Genomic DNA, 18,014 nt, shown 5'->3' with positions numbered 1-18,014 from the left:
GCTGGAAACCAGCGGCGGGGCCCTCCTTGTTTACGTGCTGTGTGGCTCTAGTTGACCTGGTTGATGATGGTTTCGGCCACTTCGCGCATGCTCAGGCGGCGGTCCATCGAGGTCTTCTGGATCCAGCGGAACGCCTCCGGCTCTGTCAGGCCCATCTTGGTGGTCAGCAGGCTCTTGGCGCGCTCGACCAGCTTGCGGGTGGCGAATTGCTCCTGCAGGTCGCTGACCTCGCTCTCCAGGGCCTTGATCTCCTCGTGCCGGGACAGGGCGATCTCGAGGGCCGGGATCAGGTCCGCGGGAGTGAAGGGCTTGACCACGTAGGCCATGGCGCCGGCGTCGCGGGCGCGCTCGACCAGTTCCTTCTGGCTGAAGGCGGTCAGCAGCACGACGGGGGCGATGCGGGCCTTGACGATCTTCTCGGCGGCGGAGATGCCGTCCATGACGGGCATCTTCACGTCCATGAGGACCAGGTCCGGCTTCAGCTCCTCGGCGAGCTGCACGGCCTTCTCGCCGTTGTCCGCCTCGCCGACGACGTCGTAGCCCTCGCCGCGCAGGATCTCGATGATGTCCAGGCGGATGAGGGTCTCATCCTCGGCGACCACGACGCGGCGGGCGGGCTGGGAGGCGGGGGTGGAATCCGTCTGTTCTGACACGGGAACTCCTTGAAAAGGTACGGCGGGCGTTGTGCCATTCTGTGGCGCGTCCGCGGGTGTACTGGGGCCGTTGGGGATCGATGCGGCTTCACTGGCGCGATTCTGGAATTCAGCCTATCTGCATGTAGAGTAAATCCGCGCACCGGAAGCGATCGCGTTGCTCACAGGACCCCTGGAGCGCCCGATTATGACAGCCGGTGTCTCCGCGCCCGAGTGGCGGAATTGGCAGACGCGCCGCACTCAAAATGCGGTATCGAAAGGTGTGTGGGTTCGAGTCCCACCTCGGGCACAGTGTTTCCGCAGTTCAGGGGCCTGTTTAGTTGTTGGGTGTTGACAAACCTTGACTTTTTTGGAAGATGCCGAATCCGGCAGGCTTCCTCTGTCTGGCAATAGGCTCTGGACCGCGCAGCGGCCCTCTTCACATACCAGAATGGTTGTTCCCTTCTAGACTCACCCGAGTCCCTGGCCGGGGCATACACTCGGGGCGAAACGCTTGGTGCTGTTCCTGGGCGATTCAAGCTCGTAGGGAGAGATAGCACGCTACCACCGAGCGGCAACATGTGAGGCCTTCTTTTTCCTCCAGCCGATGCCTCAGGGCGGCGACCTGCCTTGATACGCTCTCATGTGTGAGTTCAAGCGGCCCTGGTCCCCGTAGTTACAGCGCTGGCACTGTGAATGCCCTCTTCATGCTCTCCGGCACCACCTGTTATTTCCCGAGGTGCACGAGGAACGTCGTGACGTTCATCGACGACGAGCCGTTCACGGACGTCGAGATTGCTCACATATACGGCGCTAAAGCGGGATCAGCCCGATATGACGAAACGATGACGGACAACGAGCGAAGAGCGTTTAGCAACTTGGTGCTCATGTGCAGCCCGCATCATGACCTGATTGACACGCGCCACCCTGACAATTATCCCGCTGATACCCTGCTGACGTGGAAGGCGGAGCGTGAGGCGGCGATGGGCATCGATCGTAAGAATCTCACCGGCGTGACTGAAGAAGGCCTTGTCGACGCCTTGATGAAAGCTATTGCCTCCGTAGCTCCTGAGCGGACAGCCGTGGTGGAGCTCGGCCTGGGCCTGATCAGTCCCGTCCGATGTCTAACGTTTCCCGTCGAAAAGGCGAAGGATTATCTATTCCTCGACATGTACAAGAACGTGGGCGAACCTGCGCTGATCGTCACCGTGCGTAACCCAGGGGCGTTGAAGCTCTACGTCAACCATCAATCCCTTCACTTCGACCCGTTCGGTGCCGCCTTACTCGACCTAGGCCATTTCCCGTTCAATCCTTCGCTGCCGCAGGAAATTGATTCAGGCGCATCATCTCAGTGGTTCTACAACCTTGCCGTCATCTCTGCCATGGTCACCGTCTGCCGCAAACAGAATGGAGTGGTTGAAGCCCTCCGAGCGAAGGCCGGACTGGGATCGGGTGAAGAATTTGAATCCCGCCCCCTTCCCATTGATTATTTACTGTTCAGGTCCGAGCGCTGATCGTTCCGTTCTTCCTCGTGGTCTTTAACACGAACGGCGTCCAGACCAGCCTGCCTCGCCCGGTAAACCATCCCGTAGTCGGCAGTGACAATGCGGACGCGCTCGGCATACGGCGCAACAGCTCCGGCACGTTCTATGATCTCCAGATCCGCGTCCGCAATGGGCGGCTGGTGGAGCGGTTGTTCGAGAACGGCAAGATGAATGGTCGCCGTCGGCAGTTGCCCGGCCATCGTTCCTTGCTGGAGTGTTGATCGTTTTCCAGGCATCGCGGCCTTGGCCTCAAGGTATTTCAATGCCAGACTCGCCCTGCGGCGAATCGACACCTCCCCTTTTGGCACAGTTGTCTTGTTGCGCTTGAGGTTGTCGAGCTCATCGATCACCTTCATTGGGACGGTCAGCACAAGCGGTACATCGGGCCGTTCGTCAAGCAACTGGCTCCAATCAACGTCTCCAGCCGGGTCGTTGTAGTGCTTCAGCCAAACGTTAGTGTCAAGCACAACTGCCACGGCCCTGCCGTTGTCCCAACAGTTGAGATTCCCTTCGATCGTTCGCTTTGCGTCGTCCAGTCCGAAGCTCCGCTGCGTCACCTCTCCGTCGACGAGCTCGGCTAAAGTCATCGGCTGGACGGTGGAGGTGTCGAGTGAGAGGAGCGACCAGTAGCGCTGAGTCGTCACCAGCCGACCCATTTCGTCAGCATGGAGGTAATGCGAGAGTATGTTGCCGTGCCTGGTCGCCCACTGGAGGTAACTGTTATACCGGTCGAACGCTGTACCGGCGCTAGACACGCTGGCGAGTGCGCCAGCAGCGTGGGTGATTATCTCCAGCGTTTTCTTAGGGGAAGCGCCTGGAAGCAGTCTGATCATGGAATCAGTCTAAATGTGAAGGTGTAACGATCAGTTCGAGGCATACTCTAGCCGCCTCGGTACAGTTCGAGCATGACAACTGAGCTGGCAGTAGCCGAGAAATTAACAGAAGTGTGCCGGAGCTTCTTTGGCGATGAGACCAAATGGATTTCGGCCGCCGGTTACCCGCACAGCCTGGCTCTGTGCATCATCGATTCCATCTTTTCCACTGGATCGCAGATGTCCGACATGCTCGACGCGGACCAGGTCAGTGAGGCGATGTTCGATAGCAACAGCGGGGGGCCGCCGCTTCTCGCGCAACGTTGAGCGACTGCTCAAGGAGCGGGGCAACCGAAAGTGCGTGATCAAGGCTGTGGCACAGACTGGTAATAAGAAAGCCCGCATTCTGACTTCCAGTGCCTGGGTAGGTAAGCACGTCTTTATGCCACGCGGCTGGAAGCAGAGGTTCCCAGAGTTCGCCAAGCAGCTGCCCAGCTACCAGAAGAAGGGCAAGAACAAACACGACGATGTCCCTGATACGTTGGCGGCGATCTATAAAGCGTTGGCCAATCCGAATAAGTCCGAGTTCCGTGTACGGAGTGCCTAGCTCAGCCCTTGGCGTCGGATTTGCTGGCCTTGGGAACGCCTGCTGCAGTAGTAGAGATCATCATCGTCTCAATAACACGCTGAACCGCGACTGTTCGCTCTGACGGCTCCAGGATCTTTAGCAGCCGCTCGGCACCGAGAACTCGGGCGAACTCAACCGGCTGGAGGAAGAACCGACTCAACTGAGCAGATGCTTCTGCCTGGGCCCTCATGAAAGTTGAGCCAATGTAGGCCCTCATCGCCGCACCAGCAACGCCAGCAACGCTTGCTGCGATGGAGGCGGTACCGCCTTTGGCGAAAGCCGCGAAAATGCCAAGGACCACCACCACGCCAAAGCCGGAGACCATGGCGATCTGCCCAATCAAGAAGCTGCTGGCTGCTTGTGAAGCCGCAATTTCAAGGTAGACGTCTATGCGACGTTGGTTGGCGGCCCAGAGCGCCGGCAGATCGAGTTGTCCGGCCCGCGCTTGTTCAGCAAGTTGCTTTTCGTCTCGCTGGAGAGCCTCGACCAAGCCAAAGCTGTCGGTCGAAGTAGTGCCGTCGCTGGAGGAGCTCCATCGCCGCCGACACAAGGATGCACGCGTAGACCACTGAGGCGGCCATCGCTCCTGGTACAAGTACACGCAATGATGGCGCGTCGGGGCCGGTATACCAGTCGGAGTTAATGCCAAGGTAGCACAGCGCGGAAGCTGCAGACGCTGCCCCGATTAGGGCAGGCCATAGCCCTCTGTAACGTCTCTTCCTGAAAGCCTGGAAGTCCGGGGAGTGACGCCACAGAACCCGCATCTCCTCAAATGACAGACTACGTGGGCTGCGTTCTGTGGTGCTGGGCGCAACAGGCTCTGGAACCGGACCAGTGTCTGGTTTGCCTGCCGCTTTTTGCCCCGACGTTTTATCTTGTCCCCATTTCACCATAGGAATGATACCGGGTTTTTTTAGGCAAAAGACCGCCGGCGGAAAATCGAGTAATAGCTTCAAGAGTTGCAACTTGGCAATAACTCCACTCTTGCTCATTTTTGTCTGTCTATTTGGGATTCTTGTTTACTTTAAAAACTTATGGCAGCGAAAAACCAAACATTCCGGCAATGATTAGCAGGTGCAATTCTCGGCAAACAAAAGCGATTATCCCGGCGGTCAGGGCGTCAATATGCCGGTCAGTTTGTTTGGTGGCCGCACAGAGCGACTTCGCGAGCAAGGCTGATCAAATCGCTGCACTGACCGGCGGGGTGTTCGCCGCTAACTCCGCTATCGCGGAGAGCTACATCTACATGCGCGACATCAAGGGCAAGGACTTCATCTCAGCCGAGGGCAAGCTGCCGGCTGCCCTCGACATCGGTTGGCAACCTCAGCAAGCATGTTCAGATTAAAGTGGCCAACGTCTCAATCGATCCGGCCGCGCTAACTTGGGCCCGCCGCTCCGGTAGCACCGTGATTCTGATCCACTGGTAATTTAGGATCGAAAGGCTGGACTTGGCCCTAGCTCGATTTGATGTCTAAGCCCTGAGAGTCAAAGGAAGCCGCTACATTCCATTCAGTACTTTGGGGAGAGTTGTCAGGAGAATCTGGAGCCGGGCGAGATGCACATGCCCTACGAGTCGAGGGTTTCTCCATGCGCCGTGCTGAAATGCTGTGCTTGCAGCATTGCGCTGGCAGGAAAAACAATGCTTTGTCGCTTTTGATCGGATGGCGTGTAGGTGGCCCTCACGGTGCCGGAGGAGGCGGACAGGTTCCATCCACTTTGATCCCAGGCTGCATGGCTCCAACCACCAGTCTTGTGGGCAGCAATCGCGTTTCCGCGCGGATGGTTATAGCTGTTATCGGGGCCAAAAGAATACACCAACCGCGAATGCTGCTTGCTCTTTGGCGCGGGGATGCCCGTGTTACCCGTAGAGTCTGCTCCGTGGTGTGAGGCCACGAGCAGATCAACTTTCCGGGGAGGGGCGACACACATCTTGTAGGCGGCGTCGCCAGGAAAAAATAGGACATAACGGTTGCTAGTGGCCCTAGCGGCCATGATGAGAGTTAGTACTAGGCCGCTGTTGTTAAGGTCCTTACCTGTCCCATACGAGATAGAGAGATGTTGGCCGCTTGTCGCGGAACTCTTGGGCTTGGAGCTTCGCTTCACGACGTATACGGAGCCACCACTCTGCAGGATTGAAGAAGCGAACTTAGCGTGCGTCGGTCTGATTTTTTGGCCTGGAACCACCCAGATGCTTTTCAGTAATTCTTGGTTGCCGTCTTTGGCTGCTTTCCAATGATCGGTGTCCCAGTGAGATAAGACCACCATAGGAGTTTTGCATGCGCATAAGTCCAAGCTTGCAGGTGCCGTCTTTGCATTCCGATATGATCCTTTGCCAGCGTCAAAATAGAGGACCGCTTTGCCGGAAGAGTCGAAGAATGCGTTGGCGGAGCCCTGCCCGACGTCGTGCACCACCGCACCGTGAATCATAGGAAATGCATCTAGTACCTCGCTAAGACGCGGCGCAGGCACCCGGGGCCAATAGTTCATGTCGAGGATGGCTGATAGTTTTCCGGAAATCTCCGGCGACACGGGTTGAAATGCGGCAACGCTGATCGTTGTGGAAGCTTCAGCCTCCGAACTAAAGACCATACGGGGCACTTGTACCTGGACCCAGGTGGAATCATCGGCCAGTTCCTGCCAAATCAGCGGTTGCTCTACACCCGCTGTCACAACGGCGGCCGGTACGTTACTGAGGTCGATGGGCCGAACATCCGGTGCGTCGCCGCGTCCGAAGGAAACCTTCCATCTCTGACGCAACTCTCTTAATGGTTCGGCCATTAACTCCACCAGGTCAGGGGCATCTGCCGGCACGCAATCAAGGAGAACCGAACTCTCGTTGATGTCTACTTCTTCAACCCTGGCATAGACCGGGACAAGCCCGCTCACGTCGGGTAATGGCGTTAACATCTGTTCCTTTCAAGTTCTGATGCGTCCAGCCTATGAGGGTTGGATGGGCCAATGCGGAAGGAACACTGGCATATTGAGATCGTGTCTCTCATTCACTGAACAGGGATACCAGACTGACCTGGGCGCCATCTTGTTGAGCCTGGGCACTAATAACGGCATCACCTACGATGCAGGAGTAATAGGGAATCGGAGAATTCGCTTAGCTACAAGGGTGGGGCCGCTCTTCGTAGTGATTCCGCGGACTTCAGCCTGCAGTGGGACCACTGCGGCTGATGGGTCTGCGGGAGGCCTCGCCGTGCAATAGCTTTGCATCGCCGTGGTCGCAAGTTTGTGAGCAACGACGCTTGCGAGTCAACTCACGTTGTAGGCGAGGCTTCGCTTCCCGTAGTAGGAGGCATCGTAGGATTATCGAGGGCAATGTCCGTCACAGGAGGGAGGGGTACACATGGCTGGGCTCGGCGAGCACATTACCGCGATGGTCCGTAGCCATGCCTCGGGAGACGACGCCGCCTTCTATTCAGTCGCTCTCCAGATCGCGGCGCGTGAAGCCAAACAAGGGCACCATGTCCTTGCCGGCGACATCAAGAAGGCTGTGGACTCCTCGCGTGAGCGTGCTCCGCTAACGAACGTCACCACGCTTACTCAACCACGCGGCGAGCTGGCCGAGATTGTTGAGGCGTCACATCCCGAAGTCCACCTCCGCGAGTTAGTCGCTCCCGCTGAATTGTTGGGGCAGATCAAGCAGGTGTTAGCCGAACAACGTCAGCGCAAGAACTTGCTTGATCACGGATTCGCTCCTGAACACCGCTTGCTGCTCGAAGGTCCGCCCGGTACCGGAAAGACGATGACTGCATCAGTGCTCGCAACGGAACTCGCGCTGCCGATGTTCACGGTGCGCCTGGACGGTCTTCTGAGCAAATTCATGGGAGAGACCGCGAGCAAGCTCCGTCTCGTGTTCGAAGCGGTTGCCCAAAGGCGAGCGGTTTACTTCTTTGACGAGTTCGACGCCCTCGGCGCCGACCGGTCCGGGAACGATGTCGGTGAGGCTCGCCGCATCCTGAACTCCTTCCTCGTCTTCTTGGAAGAGGCGAGTTCCGAGTCCATCTTGATTGCCGCTACAAATCACCGCTCAATCCTCGACCGAGCACTATTCCGTCGATTCGACGCGGTCATGACCTACTCACTCCCGGACGCACGTCAGGCGGTCGCAGTGATCAAGGCTCGTCTGGGGTCGCTCGCTACCGGGACAAGCATGGCCAAGATTGGGGAGTACGCCGGCGGCCTCAGCCATGCGGATCTCGTGAAAGCCGCCGAGTCTGCGGCCAAATCAGCTCTCATGCGTGGCGAAACCAAAGTCTATCGCGATGACATCGTCACCGCGCTGAGCGCACGACGAACGGCCAGCCTTGACTGATACGTCCCGGTACCATGACCACATCTATGTGCAGGGTCATGTCGCAACGAAAGACTTCCACCGCTCCGGCGGGGGAGGGGCGAAGCTTAAGCAGGTAGACCGCAGCGGCCACGGAACTGCGCTCTTAGGGGAAGCAGACAGTACCTTCGCGACAAGCGACGCAGAACGGCTGTCCCTGCAGCTTTCTGAAGACGATCTGCGCGCCCTTGGAACCGTCCTCGTGTTGGAGGGCAACGATGCCGCCTACCCACTGAAGCTCGACTCGCTCAACCGACTGACCACGCACACAAAGCAACCAAAGAAGCCGCGTTGGTTGCTGCTATCGGTACGCTCTCCCACGGACACCAGCCCAGAGCAGGCGACGGTATGGGTTGCCGACGAACACCGCGCCGCCTTCCTTAAGCTCTTTCAGGACTACCTCGATGTTTCGACCGCCAACGGGAACCCGAAGAACCGAGAGCTGATAGCCAACATCTCACGCATACGGAAAGCTGTTCTTGCTGACCTCTGGACGTCCGATGGCGAGCCCCCGGTTCACGGGCAGCACTGGTGGGAAGTATGGCTCGACGCGACAAGCCCGCACGTTGACACGATCCACGGCTACGCTGCAGCCTACAATCTTCGTGCCCTGCCTCGATCCATCCGGCTGCGCGATCGGGTCGTGTTCTGGGTTGAAGCTACCTGGGCGCAGCTCGAAATCCTGCCGTTCACCGCCGTACCCCTTGCGGAGATCCGACGCCCGGAGTTCATCGAGACCGTTGAAGACCTTCCCCTCGGCGAGCAGAACGAATACGTCGTCGATCTTGCCAACCGGATAGTTCAAGCCCGCGACGACGCCCCGGCCGTCTGCCATCTCGATACCGGGGTGCTGCGCACCCACATCCTCTTGGACTCCTCCCTCGCAGAGTCCGACCACCACACGATCATTGGCGTCTCGGGCAATGACGTCCACGGAAGCGGCCACGGGACCTCAATGGCGGGTCTGGCTCTCTTCGGCGACCTGGACCAGTACCTTCAAGGGACCCAGCAGGTGCACCTGCTCCACCGGCTTGAATCCGTGAGAATGGCACCGGGGTCCGAAGAAGCGGAAATCGATCCGCTCGACTACGGCAGCGCTACCGTTCAAGCCGTGGCCATGCCTGAAATCACGCACTCACGACGGCGTGTCTTCTGTCTTACGCTCAGCACCCGGGCGGACAGTCCTGGTGAGCCAACTCTCTGGTCAGCGGCTGTCGACGCACTTGCTGTCGGCACCGACTCGGCCCGTGACGGTGACCAGTTCCAGCTGATCTCGCCGCCGGATCCCGATGCGGCTCGATTAATCATCGTCGCTGCCGGCAACGTTGATGACTACAAGTCCGACTACCGCGCCAATTCGGAGCTCTCGGCTGTCGAGGACCCGGGGCAGTCATGGAATGCTCTTACCGTTGGCGCATACACCGAGCTGACAGACTCCCCTCAACACCCTCAGTACGCAGGCTGGGTTCCGCTCGCGAATGCAGGGGAACTTTCGCCGCATAGCCGCACCTCTCATCTGTTCGGCCAACGGAAGTGGCCGATCAAGCCCGACATCTGCATGGAAGGTGGGAACGTTCTCAGCGACGGTAATCAGATGTTCGAGCCAAAGCTTCCGGTCCTGTCGTTGCGCTCCACCGGCAACGCGAATGACAGCGCCCTTACGTCTGCTAACGCCACGAGCGCCGCCACCGCGCAAGCATCGAGGCTAGCGGCTCTGGCGATGGGCCGGTATCCCGACTACTGGCCCGAAACTATTCGAGGGCTTCTCACTCACTCTGCGGAGTGGACCCCTGCCATGAACGCGGAAGTGACGTCAAATTCTTCGAAGACCGCGCGACTTCAGCTTCTCCGGAATTACGGATGGGGCGTTCCCACGGAAGACTCTGCCCTCAACTCCGCGAACCGCGCGGTCACCCTGGTGACGCAGGATCAGTTCATACCGTTCGACGGCGAAGATTTTGCAATGAGGCACTTCCGGCTCCATACTCTTCCTTGGCCCACCGAAGTACTCCAAGAACTCGGGTCGAACGATGTGCGATTGCGTGTCACGTTGTCGTATTTCATAGAGCCTACGGCCTCTCGCCGTGGGTGGCGACAGCGCTATGCATACGCCTCCCACTCTTTGCGCTTCGATCTCCAAGGTCCGCTGGAATCACAACAGGGGTTCATCTCGCGGATCAACCGGGAGGCGCAGTCCGATGAAGACGGCGCGTCGCGGAGCGGGACTACGTCCGATCGCTGGCTGCTCGGGGAGAATCAGCGCCGGCTCGGATCGCTTCATCAGGACGAATGGCACGGTACCGGCAGCGAACTTGCGATGTGCAACTCCGTCGCTGTCTATCCGGTCGGGGGTTGGTGGAAGAACAATAACCGCGTCGATCGACGCGACTTCCCTGTCCGGTATGCCCTTCTCCTGTCCTTGACCACTGCAGAGCAAGACATCGATCTATATACGCCGATCGCCACCCAGCTGCGCCTGCCTATTGCGACTGAGATCAGTGGGACCTGAACAGGTCATGTTTCCGGCGCCAGACAACTCGGCGTGGAGTGCGGATCAAAGAGCCGGGGCTGGTCGATTTCTCGATGGCTGACTCCACGGTGTTGCCAGCGCTCGTCGTCCAATGAGGTGAATATCTCCAGCAGTCGAAGCCGCAGAAACGGACCGAACTAGGCGAAGAGCGGATCCAGATCGCCTGACCCGGCAACTCGTTCTGCTACGTTTGAACACCTTGGTTGTATTCGCGAGCGGGTTCAAAAAGTGGACATGAGGCTGTGTTGACGGTGTCAACACTCTTGCCTTCTGACTGGGCCGCACACGCGCCGGACTGGCTCGGATTGGTTATGTTTCCGGAGTTCCCAGTGTTTTCAAGGGCTGGAATGTAGTTCGAGTCCCACCTCGAGCACAGTGTTACCGTGGGCAGAGGCGTTCAGCCCTCCGGGCAGGAATCAGTCCTCAAGGTTCGAATGCTCGCCCAGCCGGTGCCATGAACGGTTGTGGTAGACCAGTGCGTCGCCGGGTTCACCCGGCTGGACGTCACGCATCATGCGGAACTCCAGGGCATGGACGGCGATGATCGTTGACGTCCCGACCTCCATGCGGTTGATCACGGCGCAGCGCACCCAGGCACGCGCATCGTCGTACACCGCCTCGCCGGTTGCAAGGGTCGACCAGCGGTGCGTCTGGTCAAAGCGGTCGGCCCCGGGGGTCGCTCCACGCTTCGCCAGGTCGACGTCGTGCGCGTCCAGCAGGTGCACGACGACGGTGTCGGCGCGCAGAAGTACCTCCGACGCCGAGGACAGCGCCGAGACCGAGAAGATCAGCAATGGAGGGTCCGCACTCACTGACACGACCGACGATACCGTCAGCGCCACCGGTCCTTCGCCGGCATCTGCGGTGATGACGGCGACACCTCCCGGGTGGCCGCGGAACAGTGCCTTGAATTCGTCGGCCGTGAGGGAAGACGGGAAGCGTTGCGCGGGTGCCTGCAGCCAGGTATCCGGGGGGTAGGCGTGAAACACGGTTACGACGCCCCGGGGGCGGAGCGGGCGAGCTCCTCGCGAACGATGTTCGTCCCTGCGCTCAGGGCACTCAGCTTCTCCAGTGCCACATCCCGCGGAAACGGTGCCATGCCGCAGTTGGAGCTGGGGATCAGCTTGTCCGCATCCACGAACTGGAGGGCCTTGCGGAGCGTGTCGGCGACCTCCTCCGGCGTCTCGACGGTCTCGCTTGCGACGTCGATGGCCCCGAGCATGACTTTCTTGCCGCGGAGGAGTTCGATGAGGTCCATGGGCACGTGGGAGTTCTGGCATTCCAGCGAGATGATGTCGATGCTGGAGGCCTGCAACAGCGGGAAGGTCTCCTCGTACTGCCGCCACTGCGCGCCGAGCGTCGCTTTCCAGTCGTTATTGGCCTTGATCCCGTAGCCATAGCAGATATGCACGGCGGTCTCCGCACGCAGTCCCTCCGCCGCTCTCTCCAAGGCGGCCACTCCCCAGTCCTTGACCTCGTCGAGGAAAACATTGAACGCGGGCTCGTCGAACTGGATGATGTCCACGCCTGCCGCTTCCAGCTCTTTCGCCTCCTGGTTCAGGATCGTGGCGAACTCCCAGGCCAGCTTCTCGCGGCTCTTGTAGTGGTCATCGTAGAGCGTGTCCACCATCGTCATCGGACCGGGAAGGGTCCACTTGATCGGGCGGTCGGTGGTTGCGCGGAGGAACTTTGCGTCGTCGACGAAGACCGGCCGTTCGCGGCGCACCGGTCCGACGACGGTCGGTACGCTCGCGTCGTAGCGGTCGCGGATTCGCACGGTCTTGCGCTGTTCAAAGTCGACCCCGCTGAGATTCTCGATGAAGGTCGTGACGAAGTGCTGGCGGGTCTGCTCGCCGTCACCGACGATGTCGATGCCGCGTCGGGTCTGCTCGTGGATTGCGATGCGCAGCGCATCCTCCTTGCCCTCGAGCAGTGCATCTCCCTCCAGCTTCCACGGGGACCAAAGAGTCTCCGGCTGGGCGAGCCACGATGGCTTTGGGAGGCTTCCGACGACGGTGGTGGGCAACAGTGTGTTCATGAGTGAGGGTTCTCCGTGGGTCAGTTGACGATAGCGGGGTAATTGGCGGTCCACTGGTCCAGTAGATCCTTGTGGGGCGTGATGAAGTGCTCTTCCGTGTACTTCGCCTGCGTGATCGCGAGCTGACCGCGCTCGACCCGGTCGTAGGCGATCTGGGTCCGCGAGTAATCCTGCTCGCCCAGGCTCGGCTGGTAGACGGCGGCGGCGGCGGAGTTCGCGTTGTAGACCTCCGGGCGGTAGATCTTCTGGAACGTCTCCATGGTGCTGATCGTGCCGATGAGCTGCAGGTTGGAGTAGTCGTTGAGCAGGTCGCCGCGGAAATAGAAGGCAAGCGGCGCAACGCTGCCGCGTGGCATGAAATAGCGGACCTGAAGCCCCATCTTTGCGAAGTACGCGTCGGTCAGTGAGAACTCGTCCTGCTGGTACTCGACGCCCAGGACCGGGTGCCGGTTCTCCGTCCGCCGGTACGTCCTGCTCGTTGAGACGCTGATGCACACCACCGGCGGCTGCGGGAAGCGTTCCTGGCACGCCGGGGAATCGAGGAACTGCTGAAACAGCTTGCCGTGAAGATCGCCGAAGTCCTCGGGGATGGTCGGCTTGCCGGACTCCGCTGCCGCCGCCGGCAGCACTACGCTGAAGTCGAAGTCACGGACGTAGGAAGAGAAGTTGTTCCCGACGATCCCATGGTGGCGGACCCCGTTCAGTCGGTCGACGATCGAGATGTCGAGAACCTCGAACAGGGGGAACCGCCGATCCGTACCATCCGCGGTGAACTCTATCTCCACGGAGACGATGTCAAGCTCAAGCACATAGCGGTCCCTGTCAGGGTTGTCCCAGTCTGCCAGATCGTTGAAGCGGCGCCGCATCATGGTCAGGGCATTGCGGAGGTTTTCCCGGCGGTGCTCGCCCCGTGCGAGGTTGGCGAAATTGGTCGTGATCCGGGAGTCCTCCGACGGGGTGTAGTCCTCGTCGAAGCGTGTGGTGCGGATGCTGAAGGTGAAGTCGTCTGCCATGTGCTGCCAATCCGTGGTGATGGGCCGGGATGGCCGTCCAGAAGAGATGTGTCAATGGTGCAACCTGCCGACAGCTATCGAGTAACTGTGCCTTGCTATGCGCTGATATAGCATTTGCCTATGCCAGATCTTTCGAGCGGACTGACTCTGCAACAGCTCCGCTACTTCATCGAAGTTGCAGCTGAGGGGTCGATCTCCGCGGCCGCCGATCTTCTGTACGTAGCCCAGCCGACCATGTCCGCGGCGATGAAGGACCTTGAGGCACGGGTGGGCCGCGCACTCCTGGTTCGCTCCGCCCGCGGGGTCACCCTCACCGCTGACGGGGCAGAGTTCCTCGGGTATGCGCGGCAGGTAGTCGAGCAATTCGCCCTCCTCGAGCAGCGTTACCTCGGCAGGCCGCCGACGCGGCGCCTGCTGGGGGTGTCAACGCAGCACTACTCGTTCGCCGTGGACGCCTTCGTCCGGATGGTCAAGTCCACCGACGTGGCCGAATACGAGTTCTCGCTCCGAGAGTCCCGCACCTGGGACATCATCGAGGACGTCCGCACCCTCCGCAGCGAGATAGGCATCCTCTACCGGAACGATTTCAACCGCAAGGTCATCGACAAGCTGCTCCGGGAATCCGGGCTCGCGTTCACGCCACTTTTCCACGCGGACCCGCACATTTTCGTTGCACGGAACAACCCGCTGGCGTCCAAGGAGCGCGCGACTCTCGACGATCTCGCCGGCATGCCGCGGCTGACTTTCGATCAAGGTGCGAACAACTCCTTTTACTTCGCCGAAGAGATTCTCTCCACCATGTCCAGCAAGCAGGAGATCCGGGTCTCCGACCGTGCCACGATCTTCAACCTCATGATCGGGCTCCACGGCTACACAATCTCGACGGGCATCATCAGCGGGGAGCTCGACCCCGAGATCGTCGCCATCCCGCTCGACGTTGACGAACGCATCGAGATCGGCTGGATCGGTCACGCCGCCATCCCGCTGACCGAGCAGGCGAAGCGCTACCTCGGGGAACTGCGGGCCGTGGTCTCTGAGTTCGGCGTAGGGCTACTCGACTGACCGCAGCCGGCAACGAGGGTGCCACCCCGGCGGCGGGTTCCTGTTGCGGCGAATGTGATCTGGGATAAGCTCCAAAGATGGCACTGCGGAGTTTTCTAGAATGGCCGGTTATCCGGCAGCTCAGCACCGGCGATTTGCTCGGGCGCGGTCCCTCCGTGACCTCGCCCAAGACCCGAAGCATCGCCCCGCGCACGGCCACCGCCGACAAGGTGGTGCAGAGCGTCTGCCCTTACTGCGCCGTCGGCTGCGGCCAGCGCGTCTACGTGAAAGACGAACGCGTCGTCCAGATCGAGGGCGACCCGGATTCGCCCATCTCGCGCGGCCGGCTCTGCCCCAAGGGGTCGGCCAGCGAACAGCTCGTCAACTCTCCCGGCCGTCAGACGAAGGTCCTGTACCGCGCCCCGCGCGCCAAGGAATGGCAGCGGCTGGAACTCTCCACCGCCGTCGACATGATCGCCGACCGTTTCATCGAAAGCCGCCGCCGGACCTGGCAGCAGACCGACGATCACGGGCGCCTGCTGCGCCGGACCATGGGCATCGCCTCCCTCGGCGGCGCCACCTTGGACAACGAAGAGAACTACCTGATCAAGAAGCTCTTCACCGCCGCCGGAGCGGTACAGACGGAGAACCAAGCCCGTATATGACACTCCGCCACGGTTCCCAGTTTGGGAGCCTCGTTTGGACGCGGTGGTGCAACGCAATCACTGCAGGACATGGCCAACGCCGACTGCATCATCATTCAGGGATCCAACATGGCCGAGTGCCATCCCGTCGGATTCCAATGGGTGGCGGAGGCGAAGGCGCGCGGAGCCAAGGTCATCCACATCGACCCCCGGTTCACGCGCACCTCGGCGGTCGCTGATAAGCACCTGCCGATCCGGGCCGGATCCGACGTCGTGCTTCTTGGCGCCCTGATCAACTACGTCATCGCCAATGACCTGTGGTTCAAGGAGTACGTGAGCGCGTACACCAACGCGGCCACGCTGGTCCACGAGGATTACCGCGACGCCGAGGACCTGGGCGGCCTGTTCTCCGGTTTCGACCCGGAGAAGGGCGCTTACGACAACTCGTCCTGGGCCTACGATGAAGCCAACGACGGTTCCATCACCGAACCCGGAGGTCCGGAGCACGGCGCCGAAGCCGGGGCCCGTGCCGCCGGCGATGCGCTCGGCAGCGGCGGCGCGCCCCTCGAACACGCTGAGGTGCTGCGCGACGACACGCTCCAGAACCCCCGGACGGTCTTCCAAATCGTGAAGCGGCACTACGCCCGCTACACCCCCGACATGGTTCGCGACATGTGCGGCATCAGCGAAGCGGACTTCGCCTATCTGGCGAAGACCATCACGGAGAACTCCGGGCGCGACCGGACCACCTGCTTCGCCTACGCGGTGGGCTGGACCCAGCACTCCCTGGGGGCCCAGTTCATCCGCGCCGCCGCCATCCTGCAGCTGCTGCTGGGCAATGTGGGGCGCCCGGGCGGCGGGATCATGGCCCTGCGCGGCCACGCCAGCATCCAGGGTTCCACCGACATTCCCACGCTGTTCAACCTGCTGCCCGGCTACCTGCCGATGCCCAGTGCCGGCCGCCACGACACCCTTGAGGAGTACCTCAAGGCAAACGCCTCGAAGAATCAAAAGGGTTTCTGGGCCGATGCCGACGCGTACACCATCAGCCTGCTGAAGGCGTGGTGGGGGGACGCGGCGACGGCGGACAACGACTGGGCGTACGACTACCTGCCGCGCCTCACCGGTGCGCACGGTACCTACGAGACCGTGATGAGCATGCTTCGGGATGAGGTGGAAGGCTACTTCCTGCTCGGCCAGAACCCGGCGGTCGGCTCGGCCCACGGCCGGATGCAGCGCCTGGGCATGTCCCACCTGAAGTGGCTGGTGGTCCGCGACCTGAACATGATCGAGTCGGCGACGTGGTGGAAGGACGGCCCGGAGATCGAGTCCGGGGAACTCCGCACCGAGGACATCGAGACGGAGGTCTTCTTCCTGCCGGCGGCGACCCACGTGGAGAAGGCAGGGTCGTTTACCCAGACCCAGCGGCTGCTTCAGTGGCGCCACCAGGCGGTGGCCCCGCCGGGGGAGTGCCAGAGCGAACTGCAGTTCTTCTACGAACTCGGTCACCGGATCCGGGAGAAGCTCGCGGACTCGCAGGACGAACGCGACCGGCCGCTGCTGGACCTGACGTGGGACTACCCGACGGATGAGCATGGCGACCCGGATCCCGAGTCGGTGCTGGCCGAGATCAACGGCCGTCACCTCACCGGACCGGACGCCGGGAAGCCCCTCTCGGCCTACACCGAGATGCGCGCCGACGGGTCCACGTCCGGGGGGTGCTGGATCTACACGGGTGTGTACGCCGACGGCATCAACCAGGCCGCCAACCGGAAGCCGGGCGAGGAGCAGGGACCAGCGGCCCCGGAGTGGGGCTGGGCGTGGCCGGCCAACCGCCGGATCCTGTACAACCGCGCCTCCGCCGACCCCGACGGCAAGCCGTGGAGCGAACGCAAGAAGTACGTCTGGTGGGACGAGGAACAAGGCAAGTGGGTGGGCGACGACGTCGCCGACTTCCCGCCGACCCTCGCCCCCGGGACCAAACCCGACCCGTCCGTGGGCGGACCGGCCGCGCTCAGCGGGGACGATCCGTTCATCATGCAGTCCGACGGGAAGGGCTGGCTCTTCGCGCCGAAGGGACTCGTGGACGGGCCGCTCCCGACCCACTACGAGGCCCAGGAATCACCGGTAGCCAACGGGCTCTACCCACAGCAGCAGAGCCCGTCACGCCTGAAGTACCCCCGGAAGGACAACCTCAGCGCACCCAGCGCAGGCGATCCTGGCGCTGAGGTCTACCCGTTTGTGTTCACCACGTACCGGCTCACCGAGCACCACACGGCGGGCGGTATGAGCCGCTGGCTGCCGTACCTGTCCGAGCTGCAGCCGGAGATGTTCTGCGAGGTCTCTCCCGAACTCGCCGCCGAACGCGGACTGGAGCCCTACGGGTGGGCCACCATCATCTCGGCGCGATCCGCCATCGAGGCGAAGGTGCTGGTCACCGAGCGGATGACGCCGTTGACCGTCGGGAACCACACCGTGCACCAGATCGGGCTGCCCTACCACTGGGGCGTCGGGAACAGCGCCGTCGTCAGCGGGGACGCCGCCAACGACCTGCTGGGCGTGACCCTCGATCCCAACGTCCAGATCCAGGAATCGAAGGTGGCCTCCTGCGACATCCGCCCCGGTCGCAGGCCGCGGGGACGGGAACTGCTGGCGCTCGTCGCCGAGTACCAGGAGCGCGCCGGGCTCACCGTGGAGACCAGCCACAGCACGGTGACCCACCCGGAAGCCGAGGGCGAGCACCCGCGTGAGCACCCGGGCGGGCAGGCACCGTGACCCGCGCCCCGGGAGCTG

General features: G+C 61.4%; 15 protein-coding genes and 1 tRNA gene. 9 read left to right on the top strand and 7 right to left on the bottom strand.

Annotation, left to right across the window (positions count from 1 at the left end):
- Positions 1–47: 47 nt before the first annotated feature.
- Positions 48–653: an ANTAR domain-containing response regulator gene (locus ACFUCU_RS03820; protein ID WP_290258035.1), complete on the bottom strand. Its 606-nt coding sequence runs from the start codon at positions 651–653 to the stop codon at positions 48–50.
- Positions 654–860: 207 nt separating this feature from the next.
- On the opposite strand from ACFUCU_RS03820, the gene ACFUCU_RS03815 reads away from it, so the two are divergent.
- A tRNA-Leu gene (locus ACFUCU_RS03815) sits at positions 861–942 on the top strand.
- A 445-nt stretch (positions 943–1,387) separates the two neighbouring features.
- Positions 1,388–2,146: a hypothetical protein gene (locus ACFUCU_RS03810; RefSeq protein WP_377970770.1), complete on the top strand. Its 759-nt coding sequence runs from the start codon at positions 1,388–1,390 to the stop codon at positions 2,144–2,146.
- On the opposite strand, the gene ACFUCU_RS03805 is transcribed toward ACFUCU_RS03810, so the two are convergent.
- Positions 2,119–3,009 carry a PIN domain-containing protein gene (locus ACFUCU_RS03805; RefSeq protein ID WP_377970768.1) on the bottom strand — a complete coding sequence of 297 codons (891 nt, stop codon included), beginning with the start codon at positions 3,007–3,009 and terminating at the stop codon, positions 2,119–2,121. The two genes, ACFUCU_RS03810 and ACFUCU_RS03805, sit on opposite strands and share 28 nt — an antisense overlap.
- Before the next feature lie 72 nt (positions 3,010–3,081).
- Between ACFUCU_RS03805 and ACFUCU_RS03800 the strand changes: the two genes are divergently transcribed.
- The gene (locus tag ACFUCU_RS03800; protein ID WP_377970767.1) at positions 3,082–3,315 is read left to right on the top strand and encodes a hypothetical protein; all 234 of its coding nucleotides are present in this window, start codon (positions 3,082–3,084) and stop codon (positions 3,313–3,315) included.
- Positions 3,260–3,595 (top strand): phage terminase large subunit, encoded by a 336-nt coding sequence (gene terL / locus ACFUCU_RS03795; RefSeq protein WP_377970765.1) that lies wholly within the window; start codon positions 3,260–3,262, stop codon positions 3,593–3,595. The genes ACFUCU_RS03800 and terL overlap by 56 nt, the downstream gene beginning before the upstream one ends.
- 1 nt (position 3,596) lies before the next feature.
- Here the strand turns inward: terL and ACFUCU_RS03790 are convergent, their stop codons facing one another.
- Entirely contained in the window at positions 3,597–4,106 is a 510-nt protein-coding gene (locus ACFUCU_RS03790; protein WP_377970763.1) for a hypothetical protein, read from the bottom strand.
- A 654-nt stretch (positions 4,107–4,760) separates the two neighbouring features.
- Here ACFUCU_RS03790 and ACFUCU_RS03785 point away from each other — a divergent pair.
- Positions 4,761–4,961: a hypothetical protein gene (locus tag ACFUCU_RS03785; RefSeq protein WP_377970762.1), complete on the top strand. Its 201-nt coding sequence runs from the start codon at positions 4,761–4,763 to the stop codon at positions 4,959–4,961.
- A gap of 221 nt (positions 4,962–5,182) precedes the next feature.
- Here ACFUCU_RS03785 and ACFUCU_RS03780 read toward each other — a convergent pair whose 3' ends face one another.
- Entirely contained in the window at positions 5,183–6,523 is a 1,341-nt protein-coding gene (locus ACFUCU_RS03780; protein ID WP_377970760.1) for a hypothetical protein, read from the bottom strand.
- A gap of 445 nt (positions 6,524–6,968) precedes the next feature.
- On the opposite strand from ACFUCU_RS03780, the gene ACFUCU_RS03775 reads away from it, so the two are divergent.
- Both ACFUCU_RS03775 and ACFUCU_RS03770 read left to right on the top strand, forming a co-directional pair.
- Positions 6,969–7,937 carry an AAA family ATPase gene (locus tag ACFUCU_RS03775; RefSeq protein WP_377970758.1) on the top strand — a complete coding sequence of 323 codons (969 nt, stop codon included), beginning with the start codon at positions 6,969–6,971 and terminating at the stop codon, positions 7,935–7,937.
- Positions 7,930–10,464, top strand: a complete 2,535-nt coding sequence (locus tag ACFUCU_RS03770; RefSeq protein ID WP_377970756.1) for a S8 family peptidase — start codon at positions 7,930–7,932, stop codon at positions 10,462–10,464. Before ACFUCU_RS03775 ends, ACFUCU_RS03770 begins: the two co-directional genes overlap by 8 nt.
- Before the next feature lie 437 nt (positions 10,465–10,901).
- Here ACFUCU_RS03770 and ACFUCU_RS03765 read toward each other — a convergent pair whose 3' ends face one another.
- The 3 genes from ACFUCU_RS03765 to ACFUCU_RS03755 are packed head-to-tail and all read right to left on the bottom strand — an operon-like array spanning position 10,902 to position 13,536.
- Complete coding sequence (locus ACFUCU_RS03765) at positions 10,902–11,474, bottom strand: flavin reductase family protein (protein WP_377970755.1); 573 nt, start codon at positions 11,472–11,474, stop codon at positions 10,902–10,904.
- Between the two features lie 2 nt (positions 11,475–11,476).
- Positions 11,477–12,523, bottom strand: coding sequence for a methionine synthase (locus tag ACFUCU_RS03760; protein ID WP_377970754.1), 1,047 nt, complete (start codon positions 12,521–12,523; stop codon positions 11,477–11,479).
- 20 nt (positions 12,524–12,543) lie between these two features.
- Positions 12,544–13,536, bottom strand: a complete 993-nt coding sequence (locus tag ACFUCU_RS03755; RefSeq protein WP_377970752.1) for a DUF1852 domain-containing protein — start codon at positions 13,534–13,536, stop codon at positions 12,544–12,546.
- Between the two features lie 120 nt (positions 13,537–13,656).
- Between ACFUCU_RS03755 and ACFUCU_RS03750 the strand changes: the two genes are divergently transcribed.
- Both ACFUCU_RS03750 and fdh read left to right on the top strand, forming a co-directional pair.
- Positions 13,657–14,598 (top strand): LysR family transcriptional regulator, encoded by a 942-nt coding sequence (locus ACFUCU_RS03750; protein ID WP_377970750.1) that lies wholly within the window; start codon positions 13,657–13,659, stop codon positions 14,596–14,598.
- Between the two features lie 77 nt (positions 14,599–14,675).
- Entirely contained in the window at positions 14,676–17,996 is a 3,321-nt protein-coding gene (gene fdh / locus ACFUCU_RS03745; RefSeq protein WP_377970748.1) for a formate dehydrogenase, read from the top strand.
- Positions 17,997–18,014: the final 18 nt, after the last annotated feature.

It is taken from the genome of Arthrobacter sp. NPDC057259 (genome assembly GCF_042668995.1).
In the GTDB taxonomy this organism is placed as follows: domain Bacteria; phylum Actinomycetota; class Actinomycetes; order Actinomycetales; family Micrococcaceae; genus Arthrobacter.
This window is presented reverse-complemented; position numbering and strand designations above follow the sequence as displayed.